This window comes from Streptococcus hongkongensis (assembly GCF_053206145.1).
The window spans coordinates 115,749-141,373 of sequence record NZ_JBRUGD010000003.1 but is presented as its reverse complement, the minus strand read 5'-3'; the positions used below and the strand labels follow the sequence as shown (position 1 = coordinate 141,373).

The window sequence follows — 25,625 nt, the reverse complement described above, 5'->3', positions numbered from 1 at the left end:
TTGATATACTAAAGTAAGATAGAGGTAATAGTTATGCTTGATAATCAGATTACTTTAGAATTAAGTTCCTATTCTAGTTTATGTGATATTGTCGTCTATTATGATGTTTAAATATTTACTGTTAAAAGATATTTATAACTTATCCGATATAGACGTCGTTAAACGCTCTATGAGTGACATGCCCTTCAAGTACTTTCTAGGATTATCACCAGAGTCCTCAGTTATTGAAGCCTCTTCTCTCACTAAGTTTAGAAAACTTAGGATTAAGGATAGTAAACTACTTGACCTACTGATTCATAAGTCTATTCAAATTGCCTTAGAACATAAACTGATTAAGTCCAAAATTTTAATTGTTGACGCTACCCATACCAAATCACACTACAATCATAAGAAACCACAAGAGGTCTTAAGAGAACGCTCAAAAGCACTTCGTAAAATGGTTTATCAATATAATAACTCTATCAAGTCTGAATTTCCTACAAAGAATGACGAAGATAACCTTCAAGATGAACTGACTTATTCACAAAACTTGATATAGGTGCTTGAAACACATGAAGAATTAACCAACCTACCTCCTATTTCACAAAAATTGAATTATCTAAAGGAAGCTATTACAGATGACGTTGAACAGTTAGAAGCTTCTGTTAAAGAGGAAGCACGCATCGGTCATAAATCATCAGATAGTTCTTTTTATGGGTATAAAGAACATATTGCCATGACAGATGAACGTCTTATTACGTCTTGTGTGGTCACCTTAGGTGAAAATCACATTAGCACAAAAAGAAAAGATTCATCTCGTCGCCAAACTTAACCCTTCTGTTTCAAAAGGGTATCGTAAAGAAGAAGACCACTTTGAATTTAATAAAGATGCAGGCCTTTTTATCTGTCCACAAGGACACATGGCGATAAGAAAAGCTCGAACTGGTAAAAAAGATCAAGCCACTAATCAAGTCATTACACATTATTTTGATGTTAATAAATGTCAGACTTGTCTCTCAAAAGAGGGATGTTATAAGGACGGTGCAAAAACTAAGACTTACTCTATCACGCTAAAAAGTGATGAACATCTTTTTCAAAAGAGGTTTCAAGAGACACCACATTTTAAAATGATGTCTAAGCATCGTTATAAGATTGAAGCTAAGAATGCGGAATTAAAACAAAGACATGGTCTTGATGTCTCCAGGGCACCAGGTCTTTTCAACATGGAGTTACAAGCTGTGACCTGTATTTTTGTAGTCAATCTGAAGCGAATCATCACCTTAATAAACAAAAAAGAGGGATAAAAAAAGAGGAAAAACTCAATTTTTGAGTTCTTCCTCTTTTTATTTTGAAGTTAAAAGTCATTAAAAGACTACTTTTTCAGTGGCCTTCTTTCAAAGCGCTTGTTTTTATCTTTTATTCCTTCTTCTCGCAAGCAAATACAAGCCACCAAATACACACTCATAGATTGAGAAAAAGACAAGGAAACAATGCATAAAGAATGTTTCTGGCAAAATCCAAATAACAGGGTCTGTACTTGGGTTAAAGCTCCAGTTGCTTTTACCTGGGAAAAGGAGTTGGTGAAAAAGAATAAAGAAATTATCAAAGCCAATCATGACCGCAAATAGGGCAATTACAATCGGCAGAAAAGCTGCTAGCCGATAAAAATTTTGGTGAAACTTTATTTTTGGGTCTTTTATTGCAACCTTTAAAAACCTCAGTGATGGATAGGCTAATCCTACTGCCACAAATTGGCAAAAATGAAATAGCAGTTTGACATCTTGAAAATGAGCCAATCCTTCTTTTGACGATCTGAAACTAGCAAAAACTAGTTTCTTTGTCAGTGGATTCGTTAGGTAATCCATTAAGCCCTTAAAATTATAAAGGATGGCATCTTTGGTCATCAGAGCTGATTTTGTGATTTGTAACACATCAACTTCTGCTGGGTAATATAGCCAAGCAAGGTAAATTGTAGCTAATACAGAAAGACTGAGCAGCCACAACCATAAGGTTACTAATCGCCATTTGTCTTTCATTACAATTCCCATTCATCTAAACTTGCACAGACATGTGTTGGCTGAATAGGCAAACTGGGTACTTCTTCTGCTGCTGTAAAGCCAGTCGTCACTAATAGGCTGGCAATATCATTTTGAATCCCCGCCATGATATCTGTCAAATAATTGTCGCCAACCATTAAGGCATCATTTCTGTCGATTCCAAGGATATCTAATGCCTTATTCATGATTATCGCATTAGGTTTACCAATAAAGACAGGTTGGATGCGTGTTGCGGCTTCAATTAAAGCAACTAATGACCCTGCACCTGGCATCAACCCTTTTTCAGTCGGAATGTTCAAATCTGGATTGGTACCGATGAAGAAAGCTCCCTTTTGAACTGCCAGTGTCGCAGTTGCCAACATCTCATATGTCACCTGGGAATCCAAGCCGACAACGACATAAGCTGGGTTTTCCCTGTCTTCAGTATAACCAGCGTCAGCAATAGCTGTTTTTAAACCAGTCTCGCCAATGACGTATGCTGTTTTCCCGCGCGCCATATCATTCATATAGTCCACAGTTGCCATTGTTGCAGTATAAATAGTATCTAGCGGCGTCTGTATATCAAACTGATTGGCCAACATCTCTTGAACCATCTCTGGCGTGCGCGTTGTATTATTTGTCACCAACAAGTAAGGAATTGCCTTCTCCTGAAGGCGTGCAATAAAGCGCTCACCTGCAGGAATGCGCTCCTTCCCCTTGTACAGCGTTCCATCTAAATCAATCAAATAACCTGTATATTTCACCTTTTATCTCCTTTTTAATCCACTATTTCTTGCCATTGGATAATCGCTTGCGCATGCAGGGTGCCTTCAACAAAAATCGCATGTGTCGTTGTCAGTTGCTGTCGTTCAAATCGGGAAGCCACAGTTCCATCTGGAGAAACTTCTTTAATGTATCTTAATTGAATAGCTGCTGGGCGATGCTTAGACAAGAAATCAAAAGACATGACATCATAGACCCAATCTAAATATTTTCCATTGTTAACATGCCCATTCATGTCTAAATCATAGTAGCGAACATGGTAAATTTTTTCTTGTGGTTCTACTAAGGCTTTAATCTTTGGTGTACGACGTAATTGTTTAACAAATTCACTTTCAAATGGTTCGACAAGTTCCCTTGGAATTTGAGCAACTTTACGAGTAGCTGGGTTCATTAAAGCAAAATGGGTAATAATTTCAGCCATTTGCTGCTGGTCTTGATCATAAATAGTAAAACGACGGTAACAAAATAGTTTGTTATAAGCAAATGGTTCCGTTTCAATCGTTATTGTATCCCCAAAACGTGGTAAATGGTCTATTGTCATTTCATGATCAGTAATAATCCAAACCAAATGATAGTCTTCTAAAACCTTCTTGTCACTCATTTGGAGCAATTCTGTCTGACGGCCAGATAAGGCAAGACAATAGGAGATTAACAGTGGTAATTTAACGTCTAATTTGACATCACACATTTCAAATCCCAATTTTAATTCTTCTTTGTAAATGAGTCCCATCTTTTCCTCTATTCTAAAATAAACTCTTCAGCTACTGAATCGCCTAAAAAGAGCCCCTTCTTAGTCATTCTAATCCTATCTTGGTCTTCTTGCAAGAGACCTTGATTAACTAATTTAGCAACAATTTGTCCATACCGACTGTCAAAAGAAATGTCAAACTTTTCTTGGAAACGACTTTTGGAAACACCGGATTTTTTTCTCAGACCTAAAAAGAGTTCTTCTTCCATCTTTTCATTAGCCGTGAGAACCTCATTTGTGAGTCTTGCATCGCCAGCTTTTACTGCAGACAAATAGTGCTGGATGGGCACCTTATTGCGGTAACGCACGCCATCTAAATAGCCTGAAGCCCCAGCTCCACAACCATAATACTCATCGTTATTCCAATACATTAGATTATGCTGGCTATAGTAACCTGGTTTTGAAAAGTTTGAGATTTCGTAGTGCTCAAAACCATTAGCTTCCATTTCAGTGATGATATAGGTGAACATCTCAGCTTCCAAGTCTTCTGTCGGTAAGTTGAGTTTTCCTCGTCGCATCTTGTTCATAAAAACAGTATGGTGCTCTAAAATTAAGCTGTACAGACTCAGGTGAGGAATATCCAAGGCAAGTGCCTTAGCCACATTCTCTTTAACTTGGTCTAGAGTCTGTCCTGGAAGAGCATAAATCAAGTCAATTGAAATATTGTGGAAGCCGGCAGCCTTAAGACTGTCAATTGTACTATAGATTTGCGCTTCATTGTGACTACGACCAATCTGTTTTAAATGCTTATCATTAAAGGTTTGTACACCTAGTGAAACCCTGTTAACTGCAGATTTTTGCATGACAGCAATCTTATCTGGCGTCAAATCACCAGGATTGGCTTCAATAGTAAATTCTTCTAAATTAGCTAAATCCAAATCTCGAACTAGTTCAGTCAAGAGGTAGTCTAATTGCTGAGCTGATATGGCTGTTGGCGTTCCTCCACCGATATATAAAGTTTTTAAGGTTTTAATGTCATAAGATCTAAACTCAGCAATAAGAGCCCGTAGATAATCATCTACAGGCTGATTTTTGATAAATACTTTAGAAAAATCACAATAATAACAAATTTGTGTACAAAAAGGGATATGTACATAAGCTGATTCTGGTTTTATTAACATAAGATCATTATACCACTTTTGAAAAGGAGCTCATAGCTCTGAGCTTTTTGGTTCAATGGATACGCCAAGTTTCTTTTCCATTCGAATAAAGTCGTACACAGCTCCATTAGTCCTTTGTTTAACGTTTTCTACTTGTAAATAACCACAATTTTTATATAAGTTTATAGCACGGCTATTAAAAGCAGCGACACTAAGAGCAAGCTTATCTGTTGAATAATTAGCTTCTGCATACTCTTCAATAGTTTTTAGAAACTCCTTTCCATAGCCTTGTCCAGTCCACTTTGGAGCCATCCCAAGACCAATTTCAAGTTTTTTTTTATGTAATTCAAAAGAGGCAAAGCCAAATAAAATGCCATTACGAATAACTTGAAAATAACGATTCTCTCGTAATTCTGGTGTAATTAATTCCTTATAATCTTCTTGATCTACACTAGCATTATAAAAATCATAGGGTGACTCGTAATGCCAATTATTGGCAATGATTTCTGCAGCAGGTTGACTCATCGGCATAATATAATACCATGGCTTATCTTGCCAAACTTGGAAGAGTTTACTCATATATTTCAGCCGTCTATTTTGTATATCTACTTTATCAGATTGATAAATATAATCTAGGTATCCTTGTTGGTATTCTGGAATAATCGACTTGAAATAAGCAGAGGCTTTGGCATCCAATCGTTTGATAACATCTTCTAATTGCGTTTGCATTGTCTAGGCCCTTTCTTTATAAACTAATATTTTAATAAAAAAGTGTCGATTTTCGACACTTTTTTATTAGTCAATACCAATTTCAGCACGAACAACGTCGGCAATTGTATCTACATAGTAATCTACTTCATTATCTGTTGGAGCCTCCGCCATAACACGTAAGAGTGGCTCAGTTCCACTTGGTCGAACTAAGATGCGACCGTTTCCTTCCATTTCAGCTTCCATTTTCGCAATGATTTCAGCAATTGCAGGAACTTGCATGGCTTTATCTTTCATACTATTTTCAACACGAATATTGACCAGTTTTTGTGGGTAAATAGTGACTTGAGCAGCTAATTCTGATAACTTTTTCCCAGTCTCTTTCATCACTTTTGTCAATTGAATAGCCGTTAATTGGCCATCGCCAGTTGTATTATAATCCATGATAATAACATGTCCTGATTGTTCGCCACCTAAGTTAAAATTAGATTTTCGCATTTCCTCGACAACATAACGATCTCCAACTGCAGTGACAGCTTTATTAATGCCATGCTCTTCTAAAGCTTTATGGAAGCCTAAATTGGACATAACCGTTGTCACAATTGTATTTTGAGCTAACAGACCATTTTCTGATAAATATTTTCCAATGATAAACATTACTTTATCACCATCAACAATATCTCCATTTTCATCAACAGCAATGAGACGGTCACTGTCACCATCGAAAGCTAAACCAATATCAGAATTTGTTTCTTTAACTAGTTCTTGTAATTTTTCAGGGTGTGTCGAACCAATACCATCATTAATGTTTAAACCATCTGGTTTTTCACCAATAACAGAAATATCGGCAGATAAGTCTAAGAAAATATCACGCGCAGAAACTGAAGCAGCTCCATTTGCTGTATCCAAGGCAACTTTCATACCTTCTAAATCAATACCAGTTGAAACCAAGAATTTTTCATACTTTCTTAAGCCTTCTGGATAATCAACTAGAGTACCTAAGCCTTCTGCACTTGGTCTTGGTAATGTATCTTCATTTGCATCAAGCAAGGCCTCAATTTCAAGCTCTTGCTCGTCTGCTAACTTAAAGCCATCTGAACCAAAGAATTTAATACCGTTATCAAGTGCTGGGTTGTGACTTGCAGAAATCATAACACCTGCACTAGCTTTCTCTGTCCTTACGAGATATGAAACGCCTGGTGTTGCTAATACACCTAATTTATAAACTTCAATTCCTACAGAGAGGAGACCAGCAACCAAAGCAGATTCTAACATCTCTCCAGAAATACGCGTATCACGTGCAACAAAGACCTTTGGTCTTTCTGTTTCATGTTGGCTTAATACATAGCCACCAAAACGCCCTAATTTAAATGCTAATTCAGGTGTTAACTCTACATTTGCTTCTCCACGAACACCATCTGTTCCAAAATATTTACCCATAATGTAATAAGCGACTTGCGCTTCCTCCGATTCTAATCTTGTGATATTATCTATTATTTCTTCTTAACTGTCAACTGAACTGCAATTGACGACGGTTCAACGACTGCTTGGTCATGTGTTAAACTAACAGTTTTACTTGTTGATTTGGTCACATCGGTTATGTCAACTTTTGCAATGACTTCATCAATTGTGTCTAAAACTTCTCTTGGACCTGAAACAACAACAGTTTGTCTGGCTAAGCGAGGTTGAATTTCTGAAACAGACTCATGTAACTGTCCAATCATCAGAACTGTCACAGGTACTGTTTTACTGATTTTTTTAATTTTAACACTTAAGCCAGTTTTGGCTGGATCAATAGAACTTGCTAATATTGTTCCATCTGCAGAGACTGCTTGTAGCGTCACAGTGTCATTATAATCTGAAGACAAGCGAACATTATCAGGTAATTTTGCAATGACGTGATCAATTAAATCAACTTTTGATTCATCACTTGTTACTTCAACACGCTTATCTGAAGTCGTCATATTTTCAATTTCATATCCTGGTGCAATTTGTTTTGAATCGACAACTCCTGCAACAGAAAATGCCTTTGTTTTCTTCCGGCCGATCGTAACTGTCAAGCGATCTGGAATGACTTTAGCCGTTAAACCTGATTGTAGGTTGGTAACTTTAAGTGGCACTGATACTTTGCCTGGTTTTGCATTAGTCAAGTCTGCCACAATTTTAAATTTTCGCGTATCTCCATTTACCTCAGAATCAAGTTTGACTCTATTTGTCGACGACAGGTATACCTGTGCACCGTAAGAATAATCACTAATAAAATATTTGTTACTATCATATTTCAAGTCTATTGGGACATCTGTTAAACTTTGTGTAAAAGTTTCAACAGGGTTATTGATTTGAGATGAAATATTATTGGAATTTGTAACAGCAGATAAAAATAAGAGAACTGCAAAAAATATTGAAACTAGTCCTAGCCAAAGCCGACTATTATAAAACTTTTTCACCTTTATTTGCCTCCCAATAAATTTTTATACCATGGTAAATCATTTTTGATATCGCTAATTAAAAATGATTTTAGTTTTGTTTCAAATTCATCAATTGATAAATCATGTAAAAATTGACCTTTATGTGTAATAGACACACCGCCCGTTTCTTCTGAAACTACTATAGTAACAGCATCAGAGTGCTCAGATAAGCCAATTGCAGCTCTGTGTCGTGTCCCAAATTCCTTTGAAATGGTCATAGACTCAGATAATGGGAGATAAGCACAAGCAGCTTTTATTTTATTATCAGCAATAATAACCGCACCATCATGCAATGGTGTATTTGGAATAAAAATGTTAATTAATAGCTGATTTGAAATTTCGGCATTTAAAGGAATCCCAGTACTAATGAATTCTTGTAGTGTTTGTGTTTCTTGTATGGCAATAAGTGCGCCAATACGCCTTGGGCTCATATATGAAACAGACTTTACAATAGCATCCACTAAAATTTCTTCATTGCTTTTGGTTTCTTTTTGCAGAAAAACTTGTGTGGTTCGTCCAAATTTTTCCAAGACTGTCCTAATCTCAGGTGCAAAAATGATAACGCCCGCTATTACCCCATAAGTAATCACTTGGTTCATCAAATAAGTAATGGTTGTCAGCCCAATCCATTGTGCAATTATTTTTAGTAAGACAAAGAAAACAACACCTTGAACAAGGGACATAATCTTGGTCCCTGCTAAAGCCTTTATAAAGCGATAAATGACGTATGCAACGAGTAAAATATCAATGATATGTATAGCAAGTAGCCAAGGATCACTAAAGAGGTTCATTATAAATTTTGAATCAATATTGTTAAAGTTACTCATTTTACCCTCTTTCTATGTAAAATTGACATCGTAAATATTATAACATGTTTCGATAAGATTTTCTGTATCTAAATTTTGATATTGTATGTTAAAATATAAACATGACAATTAAAACATTAATGGGCATAACTGCCGGAAAATCAGCTCAATTTTTTTTAAAGAAACTGGGTCGTGGTTCAACTTACCCTGGTAAATTAGCATTACAGTTTGATAAGAATATTTTAGATACTTTAGCAAAAGATTATGAAATCGTCGTTGTCACTGGTACAAATGGGAAAACCTTAACTACCGCTTTGACAGTTGGTATTTTAAAAGAAGCATTTGGACAGGTTTTAACTAATCCTAGTGGCGCCAATATGATTACTGGTATTGTATCTACTTTTTTGACGGCGAAAAAGACAAAGTCAGGTAAGAAAATTGCAGTTTTAGAAATTGACGAAGCGAGCTTGCCTAAAATTACTCAGTTTATTAAACCGAGTTTGTTTGTTTTCACTAATATTTTCCGTGATCAAATGGATCGCTACGGTGAAATCTACACAACTTACCAAATGATCATTGATGGGGCCAAAAACGCTCCTGAAGCAACAATACTTTCAAATGGAGATAGTCCTATTTTTGCTTCAAAGGATATTGTTAATCCCGTAAAATATTATGGTTTTAACACTGAAAATCATGAACCTAGATTAGCCCATTATAATACTGAAGGCATTCTTTGTCCAAAGTGTGAGCAAATTCTCAATTACCGTTTGAATACCTACGCTAACTTGGGTCACTATATCTGCCCGAATTGCCAATTTGAACGTCCAGAATTAGATTATCAATTAACTGAATTGACTACTATTAGTCATAACATGTCAGAATTTGTTATTGATGACCAATCTTATAAAATTAATGTTGGGGGCTTATATAACATCTATAATGCCTTAGCTGCTGTTTCTGTTGCTGAATTCTTCGGAGTTGCTCCAGAAAAAATCAAAGCTGGTTTTGATAAGAGCCGTGCTGTTTTTGGTCGCCAAGAGACCTTTACCATTGGCAATAAAACGTGTACACTAGTTTTAATTAAGAACCCCGTTGGCGCTAGCCAAGCACTCGAAATGATTAACTTAGCTGACTTTCCATTTAGCCTGTCAGTACTGCTTAATGCAAATTATGCAGATGGTATTGATACGTCATGGATCTGGGACGCCAATTTTGAACTAATTAATCAAATGCCTATTACTGAGATTAATGCGGGGGGTGTCCGTCACTCCGAAATTGCCAGACGGCTTCGTGTAACAGGCTATGATGAAACAAAAATTACTCAAGCTGAAAAATTAGAAGATATAATGACTGCAATTTTAGCTCAGGAAACAGATCATGCTTATATCCTTGCTACTTATACTGCTATGCTTCAATTCCGAGAATTACTTGCAAACCGTCATATTGTTAATAAGGAGATGAACTAATGGCCTATACTTCTTTACAATCTCCTGAAAGACAGGACTATAAGTACCAAATTAGAATTGCTCATTTGTATGGCAACTTAATGAACACCTATGGTGATAATGGCAATGTCTTAATGCTTAAATACGTAGCTGAAAAACTTGGCGCTCACATTACTGTTGACATTGTCTCAATTGATGATGCCTTTGATTCTGATCATTATGATATAATTTTCTTTGGTGGTGGACAAGACTACGAGCAAACGATCGTTGCACGTGATTTACCCAGCAAAAAAGATGCTATTGCGGACTATATTGAAAAAGACAAAGTCATCCTAGCCATTTGCGGCGGTTTTCAGTTGTTAGGACAATATTACGTCCAAGCTAACGGTGAGAAGATTGATGGTATTGGCGTAATGGGACACTATACTTTGAGTCAAGACAAAAATCGCTACATTGGAGACATTAAAATTCATAATGAAGAATTTAATGAAACCTACTATGGCTTCGAAAACCATCAGGGTCGGACCTTCTTATCAGAAGATGAGAAACCTTTAGGAAAAGTTATCTATGGAAATGGAAATAATAAGGAAGATCAAACCGAAGGCGTCCATTACAAGAATGTCTTTGGTAGCTACTTCCACGGCCCAATCCTTTCACGCAATGTAAACCTAGCATACCGCCTAGTAACTACTGCCTTGAAAAACAAATATGGAACAGCTATTGAATTGGCTGACTACAGCTCTATCCTTGGGAATGAAGTTTCTGAAGAATATGCAGATGTAAAAAGTAAAGCCGAATTTGACTAAAAAAAGTTTCCCTTCAAATGGGAAACTTTTTTTAGTCTAACAAATGCTTGAGCATTCTTTCTGGATTGTCTAGAAAATCTTTGCTTAATTGATACTGCTCAGTCTCCCAATAATTAACTGCTTTAATCTCAGATTCTGTCAATTGAAGAATTTGAGCATCTGGCAATGTGATGAGAATTGGTGAATGGGTTGCAATAATAAATTGACAGCCTTCTTTGCATAGTTGATTTATCATCACCATCAATGACATCAGTCGACTTGGAGATAAGGCAGCCTCTGGTTCATCAAGTAAATAAAAACCATTGGCACTAAAACGATATTTTACTAAGTTGAAAAATGATTCCCCGTGAGAACAACGATGGAGAGGAATACCACCATACGAATCAAAGGTATCACCAATATCACTTAAGTAAGTGGCTAGATTATAGAAACTTTCAGCTCTTAAGAAATAACTGTCTTGAGGGTACTTTATTCTAATTGGTTTTATCAAGTCTCCTAATTGAGAATGGGTCCCCATTGTTTCAAAGATGGTATGTTTAGACCCACCTTCTGGATTTAGTCCCATAGCGACAGCTATTGCCTCAAGAAGCGTAGACTTCCCACTTCCATTATCACCAACCAAAAAAGTAATCGCTTTTTCAAAAGATAGCCCATTAGAGGATACGAGACTTGCAATTGCAGGAATATTAGCCAAGTAAGTGTCCTCTGGAAGTGGCTCTATACAGTCTATTTTACTTAAAAACATAAATTTACCCTTCTAATTATCATAAGTGGCTGTAGATGAGTTTCTTGTGTTTTAACTGACTTCGTCAAAATTAGACAGTCAAAAAATGTTAAGGTTATCAGAACCTTAACATTAGATGATGCCATTATGCCACAATTGCTTTTGCAATTTCTTCAACAGTGATGCGTGAGAAATATTGAGCAATATCGATGGTTTGTAATTTTTCAAGTACATCTTTATACTCATATTTTGTACCAATTAGTAATTGTTCTATGTCATCAACATCCTTAATACCGAAGAAATCTCCATAAATTTTGATATCTTTAATAACTGATTGTTGAACATTGGCAAATGTGTTGATTTTTCCAGCAGGGTAGCGAACATTACGTTCAATTGTGTATTCAGGGGCTTTGCCGTAAGTCCAGTCCCAAGTTCCAAATTGCGTATCTGCAGATTCTTGAATTTTAGCTAATTCATCTTCAGAAAGGACATATTCCGTCATATCTGGATACGTTTCTTTCATCTTTTCTAAGATTTTATCTGAGAATTCATTAACTGTAATTTTTTCTGGTAATTCATTAAGAATATTAGTTACACGTGCGCGAACTGATTTAATCCCTTTTGATTCAATTTTATCTTTACTTACTTTTAGAGCATCGCCAAGCACTGACATATCAACATCAAAGAGAAGACAACCATGGTGCATCATACGGCCTTTGTAATAAGCTTGTGCGTTACCACAGAATTTCTTTCCGTCAATTTCAAGGTCATTTCGGCCTGTAAATTCAGCTTTAACACCTAAGTCAGCTAGAGTTGCAATAACTGGTTGAGAGAAAGTTTTGAAATCGAAGGCACCTTCTTCAGATTTGTTAGAAATAATGGTATAGTTTAAGTTATTTAAATCATGGTAAACAGCACCACCACCTGAAAGACGACGACAAACATGAATACCATGCTCATCAGTATACTCTTTGTTAATTTCTTGAATCGTATTTTGGTGTTTACCAATGATAATAGCTGGTTCATTAATCCATAAAATAAAGATTTCGTCTTCTGAAGTTAATTCACGAAAGACATATGCCTCAAGGGCGATATTATAAGCAGGATTGTTGCTTTTATTTACAATATATTTCATTTCTACTCCTAAAATTCTCTATTTGATTACTTCTATTTTAATGCAATCGTTATCAAAACACAAGCCACTAATCCTAGTATTTTCAGTATTTAGCGACTTTTTAGAAGAAAAAAGTTTAGGAAATTCCTAAACTTTTTTTCATTCTTAACAGATTATTTTCTTTTTGGTGGGTTATGAATTGCTTCACCAAGAACATCTGCAAAAGCTTCATACATTACTTCAGAGAATGTTGGGTGACCATGAATTGATAAGAGCAATTCATCAACTGTTAATTCTGATTCCATGATAGTTGCTGCTTCATTGATCATTTCAGCTGCTGCTGGACCAATAATATGAACACCTAATACTTCGTGGAACTTAGCATCTGCAATCACTTTAACAAACCCATGAGCTTCATTGGATGCAATGGCACGACCATTACCTGTAAAGCTGTTACGTCCGACAAGAATCTCACCATATTTTGCGCGAGCTTCTTCTTCTGTAATCCCAACCATCGCTACTTCAGGATGAGTGTATACGGCAGCAGGAGTGAAGTCAAGATTTGCTTTACGAACATTACCATGCATAGCATTCTCAGCAGCTACTTCACCCATACGGTAAGCAGCATGTGCAAGCATTTTAGTTCCGTTTACATCACCTGGTGCATAGATACCTGGGATTGAAGTTTCTTGGTAGTCATTAACTTTAATACGGTTACGATCCATTTCAAGGTTAAGATTTTCAAGACCATTCATTTGTGGAACACGTCCGATTGATAACAATGCTTTTTCAGCGACAACTTCTTCACCATTGTTAAGCTTCAATGTTAATTGGTTATTTGCTTCAACAATTTCAGAAACACCAACTCCAGTCTTAATCTTCATACCTTTCTTAGAAAGGATTTTTTGAAGTTCAAGAGATACTTCTTTGTCCATTGCTGGGATAATGCGATCTGCCATTTCGATAACAGTGACATCAACACCATAAGAAGCCCATACAAGACCAAGTTCAATACCGACAACTCCACCACCCATTACAGCAAGTGATTTTGGCATTTCACGTAAATCAAGAATATCATCTGAAGTTAATACTAATTGAGAGTCAATTCCAGGAATATTGATACGAGATACTTTAGAACCTGTTGCAAGGATTACGTTACGTCCCTTAATTGTTTCAGAACCAATTGTAACAGTTTTATCTGGATTAACAGTTCCAAGACCATTGAATAAGGTAACTTTGTTAGCTTTAAGAAGTCCTTTAACACCACCAGTTAATGTTTTAACAACTGTGTTTTTGAATTCAACTGTTTTATCCATATCAATTGTATAGTTTGTTGAAGCAAGGTTAATACCACGACCTGCAGCAATTTTCAAACCGTCAAGGATTTCAGCGTTTTTCAAGTAAGTTTTTGTTGGAATACATCCAACATTCAAACATGTACCACCAAATTCTGATTTTTCAACAATCGCAATTTTTCCACCAAGTTGTGCGCCACGAATCGCAGCGTAGTAACCTGCAGGACCTCCACCTACGACAACAATATCATATTCGTTATCTGCAAGTGGTGCTTTATTTGTTTTTTCTGCAACTTTTTCAGCTGGTGCTTTAGGTACTTCTAAACCTGCAGCTTCAAGATCTGCAGTTGCTTTTTCTGCTGATGGCACTGCTGATGATGCATCCTCAATAGCTTCACCTTCGGCACCGATGTAGCCAATAACTTCAGTAACAGGAACTGTTTCACCATCTTTACGAACAATTTTCAAAAGGACACCAGCATCTTCTGCTTCGATTTCCATATTTGTTTTATCTGACATAATTTCAAGAAGGATATCTCCTTCATTGACAGCATCACCTTCTTGTTTTTTCCACTCGATGATTTCGCCTTCTTGCATGTCTACACCAAGTTTTGGCATAATAATTTCAACAGCCATTATTTTCTCCTTTTATTACATCTTATATTGGTATGTCACAGTTTAGACTAACTTCAATACAATGTCACTATACCATATTTTTCTTTATTACGGTTCAATCAAAAGTAACTTACTTAGATTAACAATCCAAAAGGATTTTCCATCAAGTTCTTAAGATCAACCATGAATTTAGCACCATTCATACCGTCAACAAGTCTATGGTCAATTGTTAAGCACATTGCCATAATCGGACGAGGAACAATTTCACCATTCACAACTGTTGGTGTAGGAATTGTTGCCCCAACACCTAAGATTGCTGAGTTAGGTTGGTTAATGATTGGGTTGAATGTTTTAGTGCCAAACATACCTAAGTTTGTGATAGAGAATGTTGACCCTGTCATTTCAGCTGCTTTCAACTTACCTTCTTGTGTTTTCTTAATAACATCTTTAGAAGCTATAACGAAGTCAGCCAACGACATTTTATCAGCATTGTGAACTACTGGTACGATTAATCCATCATCGAGACCAACAGCAATACCAATATTTACAAATTTGTGTAATTCAATTTCTTGAGCGTCATTGATTAATGAAGCATTCATATATTGATGTTCTGGTTTCATTAATGTTTTAACAACAGCCATACCAATTAAGTCAGTAAAGCTTACTTTCAAACCAGTTTTTTCCATGATTGGATCAATTAACTTTTTACGTAAAGCCATCATTTCAGTCATATCAATATCATAGTTCAATGTGAATGAAGGAGCTGTTAGGTATGAATTAGTCATACCTTTAGAAATAGCTTTACGCATTGCAGACATCTTGATTACTTCAACACCTTCAGGAAGTTCTGCCTTAGCTTTTTCTTCCTTAGCTGGTTTAGCAGCAACTTCTTCAACTGGTTTAGAAGCAGAGATCGCAGCTAAGATATCTTTTTTCATAACTTTGCCATTGAAACCACTACCTACAATGGCAGCTAAATCAAGACCTGCATCTTCTGCCATCTTACGTGCAAGTGGAGATGATTTTGGTTGTGCATTTTTAAAGTTTTCAACATCTTCTTGGTGAACACGACCTTTAGGTCCTGAACCAGGTACTTGACCTAGAGAAAGTCCCAACTCTGATGCAAGGCGACGTGCAGCTGGAGTTGCCCGAACTTTTCCACCGTCGCCTTGAGGAAGTGATGTTGCAACTTTGATTTCTGGTCTTGTTACTTCTTCTTTAGGTGCCACAGTAGGAGCAGCATCTGCCGAATTTGGAGCAGGAATTTCAGTTGTTTTCTCACTTGACGCAATATTATCAACAGATTCACCTTCGGCACCAATATAACCAATAACTTCCGTTACGGGTACAACATCACCTGCAGGGCGAACGATTTTTAACAAGACACCAGCATCTTCAGCTTCAATCTCCATATTAGTCTTATCTGACATAATTTCTAGAAGAATATCACCTTCTTTGACACTATCGCCTTCTTGTTTTTTCCACTCGATGATTTCGCCTTCTTGCATATCAACACCGAGTTTAGGCATAATAATTTCAGCAGCCATAATTTTCCTTTCCGAATCTCTATAAGCTAGTATACATTGAAGGAAGCCTCATATTGAGACTTCTTCTTCTGTATATTAGTTACCTTTTTTTGCCATTTTAACAATAGCAGCTTTGATTTTTTCAACGTCTGGTAAAATACCTTGTTCAAGCACTCGTGCATAAGGTACTGGTACATCTTCACTAGCTAAACGAACGATTGGATGATCAAGATAATCAAAAGCTTCACTTTCAGCAATCATCGTTGCAATTTCACCAGTGTATCCACCAGTTTTATAAGCATCGTTGACTAACAATACTTTACCAGTCTTCTTAACTGATTCAATGATCAGTTCTTTATCAAGTGGTACAAGTGTACGTGGGTCAACAACTTCAACGTTAATGCCATCGGCAGCAACTTCTTCAGCTGCTTGAAGAACACGTTCTAACATACGTCCGTAAGTTACGATTGTTAAGTCTGTTCCTTCACGTTTAATTTCACCTTTACCTAAAGGAATATAGAATTCAGGGTCTTGGTTAACTTCTTCTTTTTTACCGTATAGTGATTTTGGTTCCATGAAAATAACGATATTATTATCTTGAATCGCAGATTTCAAAAGTCCTTTTGCATCATTTGCATTACCCGGTGCAACAACTTTAATCCCTGGAATATGTGTCATCCAAGCTTCTAAAGATTGTGAGTGTTGGGCAGCTGATCCAATACCTGAACCTGAAGCAACACGGAAAGTTACTGGTGTTTTAAGACCGCCACCAAACATGTAATTATTCTTAGCACCATTGTTAACAATAGCGTCCATCATAATTGTAAGGAAATCCATGAAAGTAACGTCAATAATTGGTCTTAAACCTGTAATCGCAGCACCAATCGCAGCACCTGAGATAGCAGCTTCTGAAATTGGTGTATCTTTAACACGTTTAGCACCAAATTCTTCAAGCATACCAACTGATGTTCCAAAGTCACCACCATACACACCAACATCTTCTCCCATTAAGAAAATGTTTTCATCTTTGCGCATTTCTTCCGACATGGCAAGATTCACGGCTTCACGTAAAGCCATTAATTTTGTTTCACTCATTTAATTTTTTCTCCTAGTTTTTACAAAATAGAAATAATCCGTTAATTTAGTTAATTAGTTAAATTGATAGGTTTAAAGAGATTAGTCAACCCAAACATCTTCAAATGCAACTGAAAGCTCAGGATCTGGACTGTTTTGAGCAAATTCATAAGCATCATCAACTTCTTTTTTAACTTGTGCTTGGATAGCATCCAATTCTTCATCAGTTGCAATACCTTCCTTTGTAAGGTAAGCTCTGTACTTGATCATTGGATCTTTTTCTTTCCATGATGCAACTTCTTCTTTAGTACGATATTTACCAGCATCGGCTGTTGAATGACCAAACCAACGGTATGATTCAACTTCGACAATAGCAGGTCCGTTACCACCACGTACATGGTCTACAGCTTTACCCATTGTTTCATAAACAGCTAAAACGTCATTACCATCTTCACAGTAGAATCCTGGAATTCCGTATGCTTCTGCACGTGTATATAAGTGAGGAGTATTTGTTGCATTATTGATATTCATTGAAATACCATAACGGTTATTGATAACAAAGAAGATTACTGGTAATTTCCAAGTCGCTGCCATATTAACTGACTCGTGGAAAGAACCTTCATTTGTTGCACCATCACCTGAGAAAGCAACTGCAATATTATTAGTACCTTTGTATTGCTGTGTTAAAGCGGCACCAACTGCAAGTGCATAGCCACCACCAACGATACCATTTGTACCATAGTTACCTTTTTCAAAGTCAGCCAAATGCATTGAACCACCACGCCCTTTTGAGACACCAGTAGCTTTACCAGCAAGTTCAGCCATCATTTTGTTTAAGTCCATATCTTTAGCGATAGATTGACCATGTCCACGGTGATTTGAGAAGATAATATCATCGTAAGTCAAATGAGCAACCGCACCAACGTTTGCTGCTTCTTCACCAACAGAGAAGTGAGTCATCCCTTGTACAAATCCACGACGAACAAGTTTGTTGATACGTGAGTCAAATTCACGAATACGTTCCATTTTTAGGAACATATCCATATGTTTTTCTTTCGAAACTGTTACCATTTTGGCCTCCAAAATATTGATTTACATTTTAATCATATCTTTTTTTATAGTTAAATGCAAGAAATTGAATCACTAGATTTCCTTTAATAATCGGATTTTTAGCTATTTTTAGTTTGAGAATTCACAAACATTTTTGTTGTAAAATAGAATAACTGTTATATAATACAGATAAAAAGAGCTGACACTGCAACTCTTTTTTAGGTCAACTTATAGTACTTACAATTCTAACTGGTGCCCAATGCTTTCCCATTCAGTCAAAAGTACATCTTGCTTTTCATTTAGTTGGTCAATTTCATTTTGCATATCAATTAATTGACCCGTAACATTGGTTAAGCTCATTTTTTCTTCTAACTGTTCAACTTGTTCCTCAATGGATTCTAACAAGTCTTCAATTTCTGCCAAGCGTCTCTGTAACTTGCGGACCTCTTTTTGACTTTCTTTTTGAAGCTGATAGTCGGTTACTTTTTGAACTTCTTGACGCTCTTTGGCTAATGGCTGCGCCTCTAAGCATGCCATTTCCTCCAGCTCAGCTTTTTTCTCAAGATAATAATCGTAATCACCAAGAAAAAGTTGCGACCCTTCTTGCCCTATTTCTAATACTTTTGTTGCTACGCGGTTGATAAAATAACGGTCATGGCTAACAAAGACTAAGGTGCCATCATAATCAATGAGTGCATTCTCTAAAACCTCTTTGCTATCAATATCCAAGTGGTTAGTAGGTTCATCTAAAAGCAAGACATTATTATTTTCCATTGATAGTTTGGCTAGCAATAGACGTGCTTTTTCACCTCCAGATAACATGCCCACTGTTTTTTTAACATCATCACCACTAAAAAGGAATGCCCCCAGACGGTTTCGAATGTCGACTTCAGGGGTCCTTGGAAAGTCATTCCATAATTCATCAATAACGCGATTGTTGACTGTTAATCGAGACTGGGTTTGATCATAATAACCAATCTCTAAATTTGCCCCGTACTTTATTTGCCCTTTGATAAAAGGGAGTTGACCAATTAAAGATTTTATTAAAGTTGACTTACCTATGCCGTTTGGTCCTACAATAGCAATTGCATCGAACTTATTGACTTCAAAGGTAATTGGTTCAGAAAGAATCTGATCACCATAGCCGATAGCTGCCTGTTCAATAGTTAGAACCTTATTTCCTGAAGCTTTCTCACTGTAAAAAGTCATATGAGCCGATTTTTTTGAGGCAGATGGCTTATCTAGTCGATCAATTTTTTCTAATTGTTTGCGTCTAGCTTGAGCCCGTTTTGTTGTTGACGCACGGACAATGTTTTTCTGAACAAAATCTTCCAATTTAGCAATTTCTTTTTGTTGCTTATCAAAGTTTTTTTGTTCAGTTGCTAATTTTTCAGCCTTCAAATCGACAAACTGAGAATAATTTCCTGGGTAGGAATCTAATGAAAACTTATTCAAATCCATCGTGACAGTTGCAACTTTATCTAAAAAATATCGGTCGTGACTGACAATGATCAAAGCCCCTTGATAATTAGCCAAATAGTTTTCTAACCAAGCTATTGTCTCAATATCTAAATGATTGGTCGGCTCATCAAGAACCAACAAATCTGGACCTTCTAAGAGCATTTTTGCCAAAGCAAGACGTGTATTTTGACCGCCAGAAAGAGCTGAAATTGGCATATCCCACATAGACTCATCAAACTTAAATCCATTTAAAATAGCTTTAATTTCTGATTCATAGGTGAAGCCATGATTTTGTCGAAAACTCTCAGACAAGGTATCATAATCATGCATTACTTTGTCCAATTGCTCCGCTGAAAGCTTGGCCATATCTGCTTCCATTTGTCTAAGTCGCTCTTCATCTTTACGGAGTTCAGAGAAAACTTTGAGCATTTCTGCGTAAATAGTCTTTTCTGATTCAAAACGACTATCCTGAGCAAGATAGGATAAAGTCATATCCTTCTTCTTAATGATATCCCCACTAGTTGGCGATTCTTCTCCTACTAGAATTTTTAATAGTGTCGATTTACCAGCACCATTTGGGCCAACTAAAGCTATCCTGTCTCTTTCATCAACCTGTATGTTGATACCTTTAAATAATACATCTCCTGAGAAGGAGCGTTCAATTTTGTTACCTTGTAAAATTATCATAACTCTATTCTATCAAAAAAATGCCCCAGATGGGACATTTCTTAGTGACAAACTGACCAAGATTTAGTTGCTTTGATACAAGTTATTCACTTCATTGATATCAGTTTGCTCAATTCCAAAAAAAGAACCTGATGATTGCATTACTGAGTTTTCTGTATCCTTATGCTCAAGTCCGATGGCATGCCCAAGTTCATGTTCTGCAGTATGAACAATTCTATCCATTTGATAGCCATAAGACTTATCCAATAAGTAATAAGCATTCAAATAAACTTTGGCATTGTCAATGTATTGATTTAACGACCTACTCTCAACTTTTGCTAAGCCTGCTGCATTGATCTTACTGTCATTCATTTGATCAGCAATGATATTTGCAGCTTTTGCATTTTGGGTTAAAACAAAAGTAAAGGCACCTGTATTGTTCCAATTATTAATTGCAGCGTGGTAGGCATTTATAAAGACAGGGTCAGTCGCATTAATATATATGCTGGCTTCATTTTTAACCCATCTACTATTTTCATGATCCTTGATATGATCATTATCTTGATGCTTACTAGCAGTGCTTGATTTTTGTTTATTATTGTCAATGGCGTCAAAAATAGAAACAATTTGATTAGTAATACGAGAAATATTGTTGGCCAGGACTGAGTCACTATGATTCGAATAATAAATGAGACCAAAAATAACAATTGCTAGTAACAAAATAGTTTGGACAAATCCCCAAATGATACGGAATAACCATTTTATTAGTGTCATTGGTAGCCATAAAATTAATTTTAAAAATTTCTTCATTTTTCCTATAATCTAGAAATCGGCTTGATTTAAGATAACCTTTCTTCTTTAACATAATGAATGGGGAGCCATTCTAACAAAACTTCTAGCTGTTTATTCCAGTAATACCATTCATGCTTCCCATGTGATTTGTCATAGTGTATGCCTAACCCTAAGTCATTTAATTCCGCGACAGCTTTTTCATTTGCTTTGAATAAAAAGTCCTCATACCCACACCAGGCATAGAATTTGGTCTTAAAATCAAATCCTTTGACCATATGCGTCAAATAAAATGTCTCCAAATTATTGTCTGATTCTTGGCCAAATATCCCTTGCCAATAGCGCGACGTCTGCTCGTCCAATTCACTTTCAATTCTTTCTGGTATGCCTAAAGCGCCTGAAAAGGAAGCACAATAGGAGAATTTTTTACTGAGCAATGCTAACTTAAATGCACCATAACCACCCATAGAAAGGCCAGCAATAAAGGTTTTCTCACGTTTAGTTGTCATATTAGGAAAGAAACTAGATAATACCTTTGGTAATTCCTCGGCGATCATCCTATAGTAAGGCAGACCAGATGCTGTATCTGTATACCAGCCTAAATCAGTTGATGGCATGACAATAATCAGGTTCGTATGTCGAACAAGGCGTTCGATATTTGTCCGTTTCATCCACGAATTTTCATTGCCTCCCATCCCATGCAAGAGATAGAGTACTGGGATATCTGTATCCCCTTGATCTGAAGTTGCTAATTCAGATTGGTCGGGGTAAATAACATTAACATGTCTTTCCATCTCCATAACTTCAGATTTGTATTCAATGATTAGTGATGCCATAATTACTCCTTTAGTAGTATTCAGATAGAGAAAGAGGATAGACCTTTGAACACAGTCTTCCTCTTTTTTTCATTTTTCAATCTGCTTGCGCACTATTAGACGCTATACCTGATGATTATCTCACTTCCATTACAACTGGAAGAATCGCAGGTCGACGCTTTGTCTGTTCAAATAAGAATCTAGACAATTCATCTCTGACAGAACTCTTTAATTCTCCCCAGTCAAAATTATCTTCTAATAAATAATTGCCGACCGTTGTATTAACAAGTTCTGCACTTTCACGAAGAATATCTCGGCTCTTCTTAACATAAACAAAACCGCGTGTGTTAACTTTTGCTTTTGATACAATCATTTTTTCTTTTTTGTTGACAGTAATGACAACGATAAAGATACCATCTTCAGAGAGAACTTTACGATCCCTAAGAACAATATTACCAACGTCGCCAATAGCATTTCCATCTATCATGACGTCACTTGCAGGGACGCCACCTTCATGAAGGAATCCCTCTTGATTCAAGACCATGATATCCCCACGTTTCATGATATAAATATTTTCTGGGAATATGCCAACTTCTTGGGCTACAATGGCATGAGCAGCTAGGTCTCGGTACTCTCCTTGAACAGGGAAAAGATACTTAGGTTTCATTAAATTGATTAAAAGTTGCAAATCGCGCCCATTAGCATGGCCGGATACACGTAGGTTTTGGGTAATCAATTTGACACTGCCACCTGCTTTATAAACAAGGTTTTCAACACGCGCCATCATGGCTTCTTTTGAGACATTAGGCGTTGTAACAATATATACTAAGTCGCCATCTTTGATTTGTACATAGCGGTGACGACCAACAGCCATTTTTTGTAAACTGTTAATCGGCTCACCCATTCGACCAGCCTCTAAAATAACCAACTCATGGTCTTCAAATTTATGCATGTCTTTGGGCTTGATTAAAAGGCGCTCGTCAACAATCATTAATTTTTTCAAACGAATGGCTGTACGTACAATGTTTTCAACATCTGTTCCCGTCAAAACAACACGACGACCATGTGCAACAGCAGCATCTAACACCTGTTGAATACGAACTAAGTTTGAAGCAACTGCTGCCACAATAACACGACCATCTGCATCACCAATGACAGTTGCCATTTCTTCGCCAACTTCAGACTCACTTGCAATTTGAATATTGCTTGTCGCATTTGCTGAATCAGCTAATAAGGCTAGAACTCCTTCTTTACCAATTTCTGCCAGTCTTCCAAGGTCTGTTTCATAAAATTTACGTGCGGCAGGGTCAAACTTAAAGTCTCCTGTGTAGACAATATTACCTTGATCGGTTCCAATCACAATTCCTAAACTTTCTGGAATTGAGTGCGTTGTTTTAAAGAAAGATACTAAACCATCTTTAAATTCAATTTCGGTATTACTATCGACAACATGGAAATTGTTAAATTTCCTTGTATTGTTATTATTTTTAACAAATAACTTGGCTAGTTCAATAGTCAATTCTGAGCCAAAAACAGGCACTGAGACTTCTGACAACAAGTAAGGTAATGCCCCTATTGCGTCAGCATGCCCATGGGTTAAAAAGACCCCTTGAACTTTTTCTTTGTTTTCGATAACATAATCTAAATTAGGAATAACTAAATCCACACCTAATTGTTCATTTTCTGGATATTTAATACCAGCATCTAAAATGAACATTGACTCATTGACTTCCACCAAATAGAAGTTCTTACCATACTCACGAACTCCACCTAAGGCGATTATTTTAATATCACTCATGATACTCCTCTTTTTAATAATTATTACATACGGTCCTTAACTTGTAAGTCGATTTACTGCTTTGTAGCTTAGCTACACTCCCTTATAGTATACCATAAAAGAAGAAAATATACTTGAAAATCACTACCCTACTTTCAACAATTTAAAAACTAAGACCAACCTGGTCTTAGCAATTCATTCTATTCGAAAAGTTGATAATAATCCGTGATTACCATCTTAGCCTTTTCTGACGAGTCTAAGTCTTGAATAATCTTTCCATCTTTCATCACAATTAAACGATTGCCATAAGTCAGCGCATCTTCCATGTGGTGGGTAATCATCAGGGCTGTTAACTGATCCTCTTCAACAAATTGATTCGTTAAAGCCATTAATGACTTGCTAGTTTTAGGATCTAGTGCTGCAGTATGTTCGTCTAACAGTAGTAAATCTGGTCGTTTTATAGTTGCCATCAAGAGACTTAATGCTTGTCTTTGTCCGCCTGACAATAATCCAGTTGGCGTTTCTAAATGATTTTCCAAACCATTACCCGTCTTGGCTAACAAAGACAAATAGTGCTGACTTCTGTGAACTAAAGAACGTTTTCTCAGTTGTCTTTTTTCGCCTCTTTTTTCAGCAATCAATAGATTTTCTGCTACAGTCATGCGTGGAGCTGTCCCCATTTTAGGATCCTGGAAAACACGAGACAAATAAGTAGCTCGTCTTTCTGCACCTAAATGTGTCACATCATGGCCTAAAATGCGGATTTGGCCTTTAGATAAGAGTAAGGTTCCTGCAATAAGGTTAAAAAGAGTTGATTTTCCAGCTCCGTTACCACCCAAAATGGTAATAAAATCACCTTTGTTAATGGTCAAGGAAACATTATCAAGTATTGTTTTGGTCTCATCAAATCCATTGTTTACAAAAAGACTGGCATCAATTAGTTCAATAATTTTTTCACTCATCTGCTTAACCTCACTCCCTTAAGTATTTTTTGTCTGATCACTGGGACCATCAAACAGATGGCTAAAACAATGGCACTGAATAATTTTAAATAATTAGTATTAAAACCTAAAACAATTACTGTCGCAATTAAAAATTGATATAAAATTGATCCAACAACAATAGCAATAAGTCGTTCCAGTAAGGTTAATCCTGTCGAATACAGAACTTCACCAACTATAATACTTGCTAAGCCAATAACGATGACACCAATTCCCTTTGAAACATCAGCATAGCCATCTTGCTGGCTCACCAATGAACCTGCCAAAGCAATTAATGCATTCGAGACAACTAGTCCCATCACTTCCATACGGTCAGTTTTAATACCAAAACTTTTAGCCATTTCGCGGTTGTCTCCAGTTGCAATATAAGCTTGTCCTAAATCTGTATAAAGAAAATAAATCAAGACTGAAATGACAAGAATTACTGCAAGCAACCCCATCAAGAGAAGATTAATGTCCGGCCTAAATGGTAAATAATCTTGCAATCTTTTAAGATTATGAAGGCCTAAATTAGCACGCTTCATAACCATTAACATAATCGAATTACACGAAGTCATAACCAAGATTCCAGCGAGAATAGTTGGAATTTTACCTTTTGTGTATAAAAGCCCAGTTACTAGACCAGCTAATGCGCCTGCAAGCATTCCTAAGCTAACTGCTAACATTGGATGATATCCCTGATTCATAACAGTGACAGCAACGGCACCTCCCAAAGGAAAGGAACCTTCAGTCGTCATATCTGGAAAATTTAAGATTCTAAAAGTAAGGTAAATCCCTAAACCGAGAATTCCCCATAGGAGGCCTTGTGATACGGATGAAATAATCATATTTTTTCCTTT

The 25,625-nt window shown here is 36.6% G+C and carries 22 protein-coding genes and 1 pseudogene; 3 read left to right on the top strand and 20 right to left on the bottom strand.

Annotation, left to right across the window (positions count from 1 at the left end):
* Window positions 1-33 precede the first annotated feature (33 nt).
* Window positions 34-1,283: pseudogene (locus ACVRZD_RS02945) on the top strand (transposase).
* A 105-nt stretch (window positions 1,284-1,388) separates the two neighbouring features.
* Here ACVRZD_RS02945 and ACVRZD_RS02940 read toward each other — a convergent pair.
* The 8 genes from ACVRZD_RS02940 to cdaA all read right to left on the bottom strand — a co-directional run bounded on the left by ACVRZD_RS02940 (window position 1,389) and on the right by cdaA (window position 8,649).
* Complete coding sequence (locus ACVRZD_RS02940; protein WP_037626127.1) at window positions 1,389-2,015, bottom strand: TIGR01906 family membrane protein; 627 nt, start codon at window positions 2,013-2,015, stop codon at window positions 1,389-1,391.
* Window positions 2,015-2,779: a TIGR01457 family HAD-type hydrolase gene (locus ACVRZD_RS02935; protein WP_037626124.1), complete on the bottom strand. Its 765-nt coding sequence runs from the start codon at window positions 2,777-2,779 to the stop codon at window positions 2,015-2,017. The genes ACVRZD_RS02940 and ACVRZD_RS02935 overlap by 1 nt, the downstream gene beginning before the upstream one ends.
* 14 nt (window positions 2,780-2,793) lie before the next feature.
* The gene (locus ACVRZD_RS02930; RefSeq protein WP_037626122.1) at window positions 2,794-3,528 is read right to left on the bottom strand and encodes an acyl-ACP thioesterase domain-containing protein; all 735 of its coding nucleotides are present in this window, start codon (window positions 3,526-3,528) and stop codon (window positions 2,794-2,796) included.
* Between the two features lie 8 nt (window positions 3,529-3,536).
* A complete protein-coding gene (gene hemW, locus ACVRZD_RS02925; protein ID WP_037626120.1) occupies window positions 3,537-4,667 on the bottom strand; it encodes a radical SAM family heme chaperone HemW in 1,131 nt (376 codons plus the stop codon).
* A 30-nt stretch (window positions 4,668-4,697) separates the two neighbouring features.
* The gene (locus ACVRZD_RS02920; protein ID WP_447450247.1) at window positions 4,698-5,375 is read right to left on the bottom strand and encodes a GNAT family N-acetyltransferase; all 678 of its coding nucleotides are present in this window, start codon (window positions 5,373-5,375) and stop codon (window positions 4,698-4,700) included.
* Between the two features lie 66 nt (window positions 5,376-5,441).
* On the bottom strand, window positions 5,442-6,794 hold the full coding sequence (gene glmM, locus ACVRZD_RS02915; RefSeq protein WP_037626118.1) for a phosphoglucosamine mutase: 1,353 nt from the start codon (window positions 6,792-6,794) through the stop codon (window positions 5,442-5,444).
* Window positions 6,795-6,847: 53 nt separating this feature from the next.
* Window positions 6,848-7,801 carry a CdaR family protein gene (locus tag ACVRZD_RS02910; protein WP_037626116.1) on the bottom strand — a complete coding sequence of 318 codons (954 nt, stop codon included), beginning with the start codon at window positions 7,799-7,801 and terminating at the stop codon, window positions 6,848-6,850.
* A 2-nt stretch (window positions 7,802-7,803) separates the two neighbouring features.
* Window positions 7,804-8,649: a diadenylate cyclase CdaA gene (gene cdaA, locus ACVRZD_RS02905; RefSeq protein ID WP_037626114.1), complete on the bottom strand. Its 846-nt coding sequence runs from the start codon at window positions 8,647-8,649 to the stop codon at window positions 7,804-7,806.
* A 101-nt stretch (window positions 8,650-8,750) separates the two neighbouring features.
* Between cdaA and murT the strand changes: the two genes are divergently transcribed.
* Both murT and gatD read left to right on the top strand, forming a co-directional pair.
* Complete coding sequence (gene murT, locus ACVRZD_RS02900; RefSeq protein ID WP_447450246.1) at window positions 8,751-10,094, top strand: lipid II isoglutaminyl synthase subunit MurT; 1,344 nt, start codon at window positions 8,751-8,753, stop codon at window positions 10,092-10,094.
* Window positions 10,094-10,879: a lipid II isoglutaminyl synthase subunit GatD gene (gatD, locus tag ACVRZD_RS02895; RefSeq protein ID WP_037626112.1), complete on the top strand. Its 786-nt coding sequence runs from the start codon at window positions 10,094-10,096 to the stop codon at window positions 10,877-10,879. The genes murT and gatD overlap by 1 nt, the downstream gene beginning before the upstream one ends.
* Window positions 10,880-10,910: 31 nt before the next feature.
* Here the strand turns inward: gatD and ACVRZD_RS02890 are convergent, their stop codons facing one another.
* The 12 genes from ACVRZD_RS02890 to ACVRZD_RS02835 all read right to left on the bottom strand — a co-directional run bounded on the left by ACVRZD_RS02890 (window position 10,911) and on the right by ACVRZD_RS02835 (window position 25,613).
* Complete coding sequence (locus tag ACVRZD_RS02890; RefSeq protein WP_052128128.1) at window positions 10,911-11,624, bottom strand: AAA family ATPase; 714 nt, start codon at window positions 11,622-11,624, stop codon at window positions 10,911-10,913.
* A gap of 124 nt (window positions 11,625-11,748) precedes the next feature.
* Entirely contained in the window at window positions 11,749-12,738 is a 990-nt protein-coding gene (gene lplA, locus ACVRZD_RS02885; protein ID WP_037626110.1) for a lipoate--protein ligase, read from the bottom strand.
* Between the two features lie 152 nt (window positions 12,739-12,890).
* A complete protein-coding gene (lpdA, locus tag ACVRZD_RS02880) occupies window positions 12,891-14,648 on the bottom strand; it encodes a dihydrolipoyl dehydrogenase (protein ID WP_037626108.1) in 1,758 nt (585 codons plus the stop codon).
* A gap of 113 nt (window positions 14,649-14,761) precedes the next feature.
* Window positions 14,762-16,174 (bottom strand): dihydrolipoamide acetyltransferase, encoded by a 1,413-nt coding sequence (locus ACVRZD_RS02875; RefSeq protein WP_037626106.1) that lies wholly within the window; start codon window positions 16,172-16,174, stop codon window positions 14,762-14,764.
* Between the two features lie 75 nt (window positions 16,175-16,249).
* Complete coding sequence (locus tag ACVRZD_RS02870; protein ID WP_447450245.1) at window positions 16,250-17,248, bottom strand: alpha-ketoacid dehydrogenase subunit beta; 999 nt, start codon at window positions 17,246-17,248, stop codon at window positions 16,250-16,252.
* 81 nt (window positions 17,249-17,329) lie between these two features.
* Entirely contained in the window at window positions 17,330-18,298 is a 969-nt protein-coding gene (locus ACVRZD_RS02865; protein WP_037626105.1) for a thiamine pyrophosphate-dependent dehydrogenase E1 component subunit alpha, read from the bottom strand.
* Window positions 18,299-18,514: 216 nt separating this feature from the next.
* Window positions 18,515-20,425, bottom strand: coding sequence for an ABC-F family ATP-binding cassette domain-containing protein (locus tag ACVRZD_RS02860; RefSeq protein WP_447450244.1), 1,911 nt, complete (start codon window positions 20,423-20,425; stop codon window positions 18,515-18,517).
* 63 nt (window positions 20,426-20,488) lie between these two features.
* Window positions 20,489-21,214 (bottom strand): M57 family metalloprotease, encoded by a 726-nt coding sequence (locus ACVRZD_RS02855; RefSeq protein WP_037626102.1) that lies wholly within the window; start codon window positions 21,212-21,214, stop codon window positions 20,489-20,491.
* A 29-nt stretch (window positions 21,215-21,243) separates the two neighbouring features.
* The gene (locus ACVRZD_RS02850; protein WP_037626101.1) at window positions 21,244-22,029 is read right to left on the bottom strand and encodes an alpha/beta hydrolase; all 786 of its coding nucleotides are present in this window, start codon (window positions 22,027-22,029) and stop codon (window positions 21,244-21,246) included.
* A 115-nt stretch (window positions 22,030-22,144) separates the two neighbouring features.
* Entirely contained in the window at window positions 22,145-23,806 is a 1,662-nt protein-coding gene (locus tag ACVRZD_RS02845; protein ID WP_037626099.1) for a ribonuclease J, read from the bottom strand.
* 179 nt (window positions 23,807-23,985) lie between these two features.
* The gene (locus ACVRZD_RS02840; protein ID WP_037626097.1) at window positions 23,986-24,747 is read right to left on the bottom strand and encodes an ABC transporter ATP-binding protein; all 762 of its coding nucleotides are present in this window, start codon (window positions 24,745-24,747) and stop codon (window positions 23,986-23,988) included.
* A complete protein-coding gene (locus ACVRZD_RS02835; protein WP_037626095.1) occupies window positions 24,744-25,613 on the bottom strand; it encodes an ABC transporter permease in 870 nt (289 codons plus the stop codon). Before ACVRZD_RS02835 ends, ACVRZD_RS02840 begins: the two co-directional genes overlap by 4 nt.
* Window positions 25,614-25,625 lie beyond the last annotated feature (12 nt).

Excerpts from the sequence above, each read along its gene's own strand:
- ACVRZD_RS02865 (WP_037626105.1), bottom strand. The coding sequence starts at position 18,298 with ATGGTAACAGTTTCGAAAGAAAAACATATGGATATGTTCCTAAAAATG.
- hemW (WP_037626120.1), bottom strand. The coding sequence starts at position 4,667 with ATGTTAATAAAACCAGAATCAGCTTATGTACATATCCCTTTTTGTACA.
- lpdA (WP_037626108.1), bottom strand. The coding sequence starts at position 14,648 with ATGGCTGTTGAAATTATTATGCCAAAACTTGGTGTAGACATGCAAGAA.
- ACVRZD_RS02870 (WP_447450245.1), bottom strand. The coding sequence starts at position 17,248 with ATGAGTGAAACAAAATTAATGGCTTTACGTGAAGCCGTGAATCTTGCC.
- ACVRZD_RS02845 (WP_037626099.1), bottom strand. The coding sequence starts at position 23,806 with ATGAGTGATATTAAAATAATCGCCTTAGGTGGAGTTCGTGAGTATGGT.
- gatD (WP_037626112.1), top strand. The coding sequence starts at position 10,094 with ATGGCCTATACTTCTTTACAATCTCCTGAAAGACAGGACTATAAGTAC.
- ACVRZD_RS02840 (WP_037626097.1), bottom strand. The coding sequence starts at position 24,747 with ATGAGTGAAAAAATTATTGAACTAATTGATGCCAGTCTTTTTGTAAAC.
- ACVRZD_RS02940 (WP_037626127.1), bottom strand. The coding sequence starts at position 2,015 with ATGAAAGACAAATGGCGATTAGTAACCTTATGGTTGTGGCTGCTCAGT.
- ACVRZD_RS02930 (WP_037626122.1), bottom strand. The coding sequence starts at position 3,528 with ATGGGACTCATTTACAAAGAAGAATTAAAATTGGGATTTGAAATGTGT.
- murT (WP_447450246.1), top strand. The coding sequence starts at position 8,751 with ATGACAATTAAAACATTAATGGGCATAACTGCCGGAAAATCAGCTCAA.
- ACVRZD_RS02875 (WP_037626106.1), bottom strand. The coding sequence starts at position 16,174 with ATGGCTGCTGAAATTATTATGCCTAAACTCGGTGTTGATATGCAAGAA.
- ACVRZD_RS02835 (WP_037626095.1), bottom strand. The coding sequence starts at position 25,613 with ATGATTATTTCATCCGTATCACAAGGCCTCCTATGGGGAATTCTCGGT.
- ACVRZD_RS02920 (WP_447450247.1), bottom strand. The coding sequence starts at position 5,375 with ATGCAAACGCAATTAGAAGATGTTATCAAACGATTGGATGCCAAAGCC.
- glmM (WP_037626118.1), bottom strand. The coding sequence starts at position 6,794 with ATGGGTAAATATTTTGGAACAGATGGTGTTCGTGGAGAAGCAAATGTA.
- ACVRZD_RS02860 (WP_447450244.1), bottom strand. The coding sequence starts at position 20,425 with ATGATAATTTTACAAGGTAACAAAATTGAACGCTCCTTCTCAGGAGAT.
- lplA (WP_037626110.1), bottom strand. The coding sequence starts at position 12,738 with ATGAAATATATTGTAAATAAAAGCAACAATCCTGCTTATAATATCGCC.
- ACVRZD_RS02855 (WP_037626102.1), bottom strand. The coding sequence starts at position 21,214 with ATGAAGAAATTTTTAAAATTAATTTTATGGCTACCAATGACACTAATA.
- cdaA (WP_037626114.1), bottom strand. The coding sequence starts at position 8,649 with ATGAGTAACTTTAACAATATTGATTCAAAATTTATAATGAACCTCTTT.
- ACVRZD_RS02850 (WP_037626101.1), bottom strand. The coding sequence starts at position 22,029 with ATGGCATCACTAATCATTGAATACAAATCTGAAGTTATGGAGATGGAA.
- ACVRZD_RS02890 (WP_052128128.1), bottom strand. The coding sequence starts at position 11,624 with ATGTTTTTAAGTAAAATAGACTGTATAGAGCCACTTCCAGAGGACACT.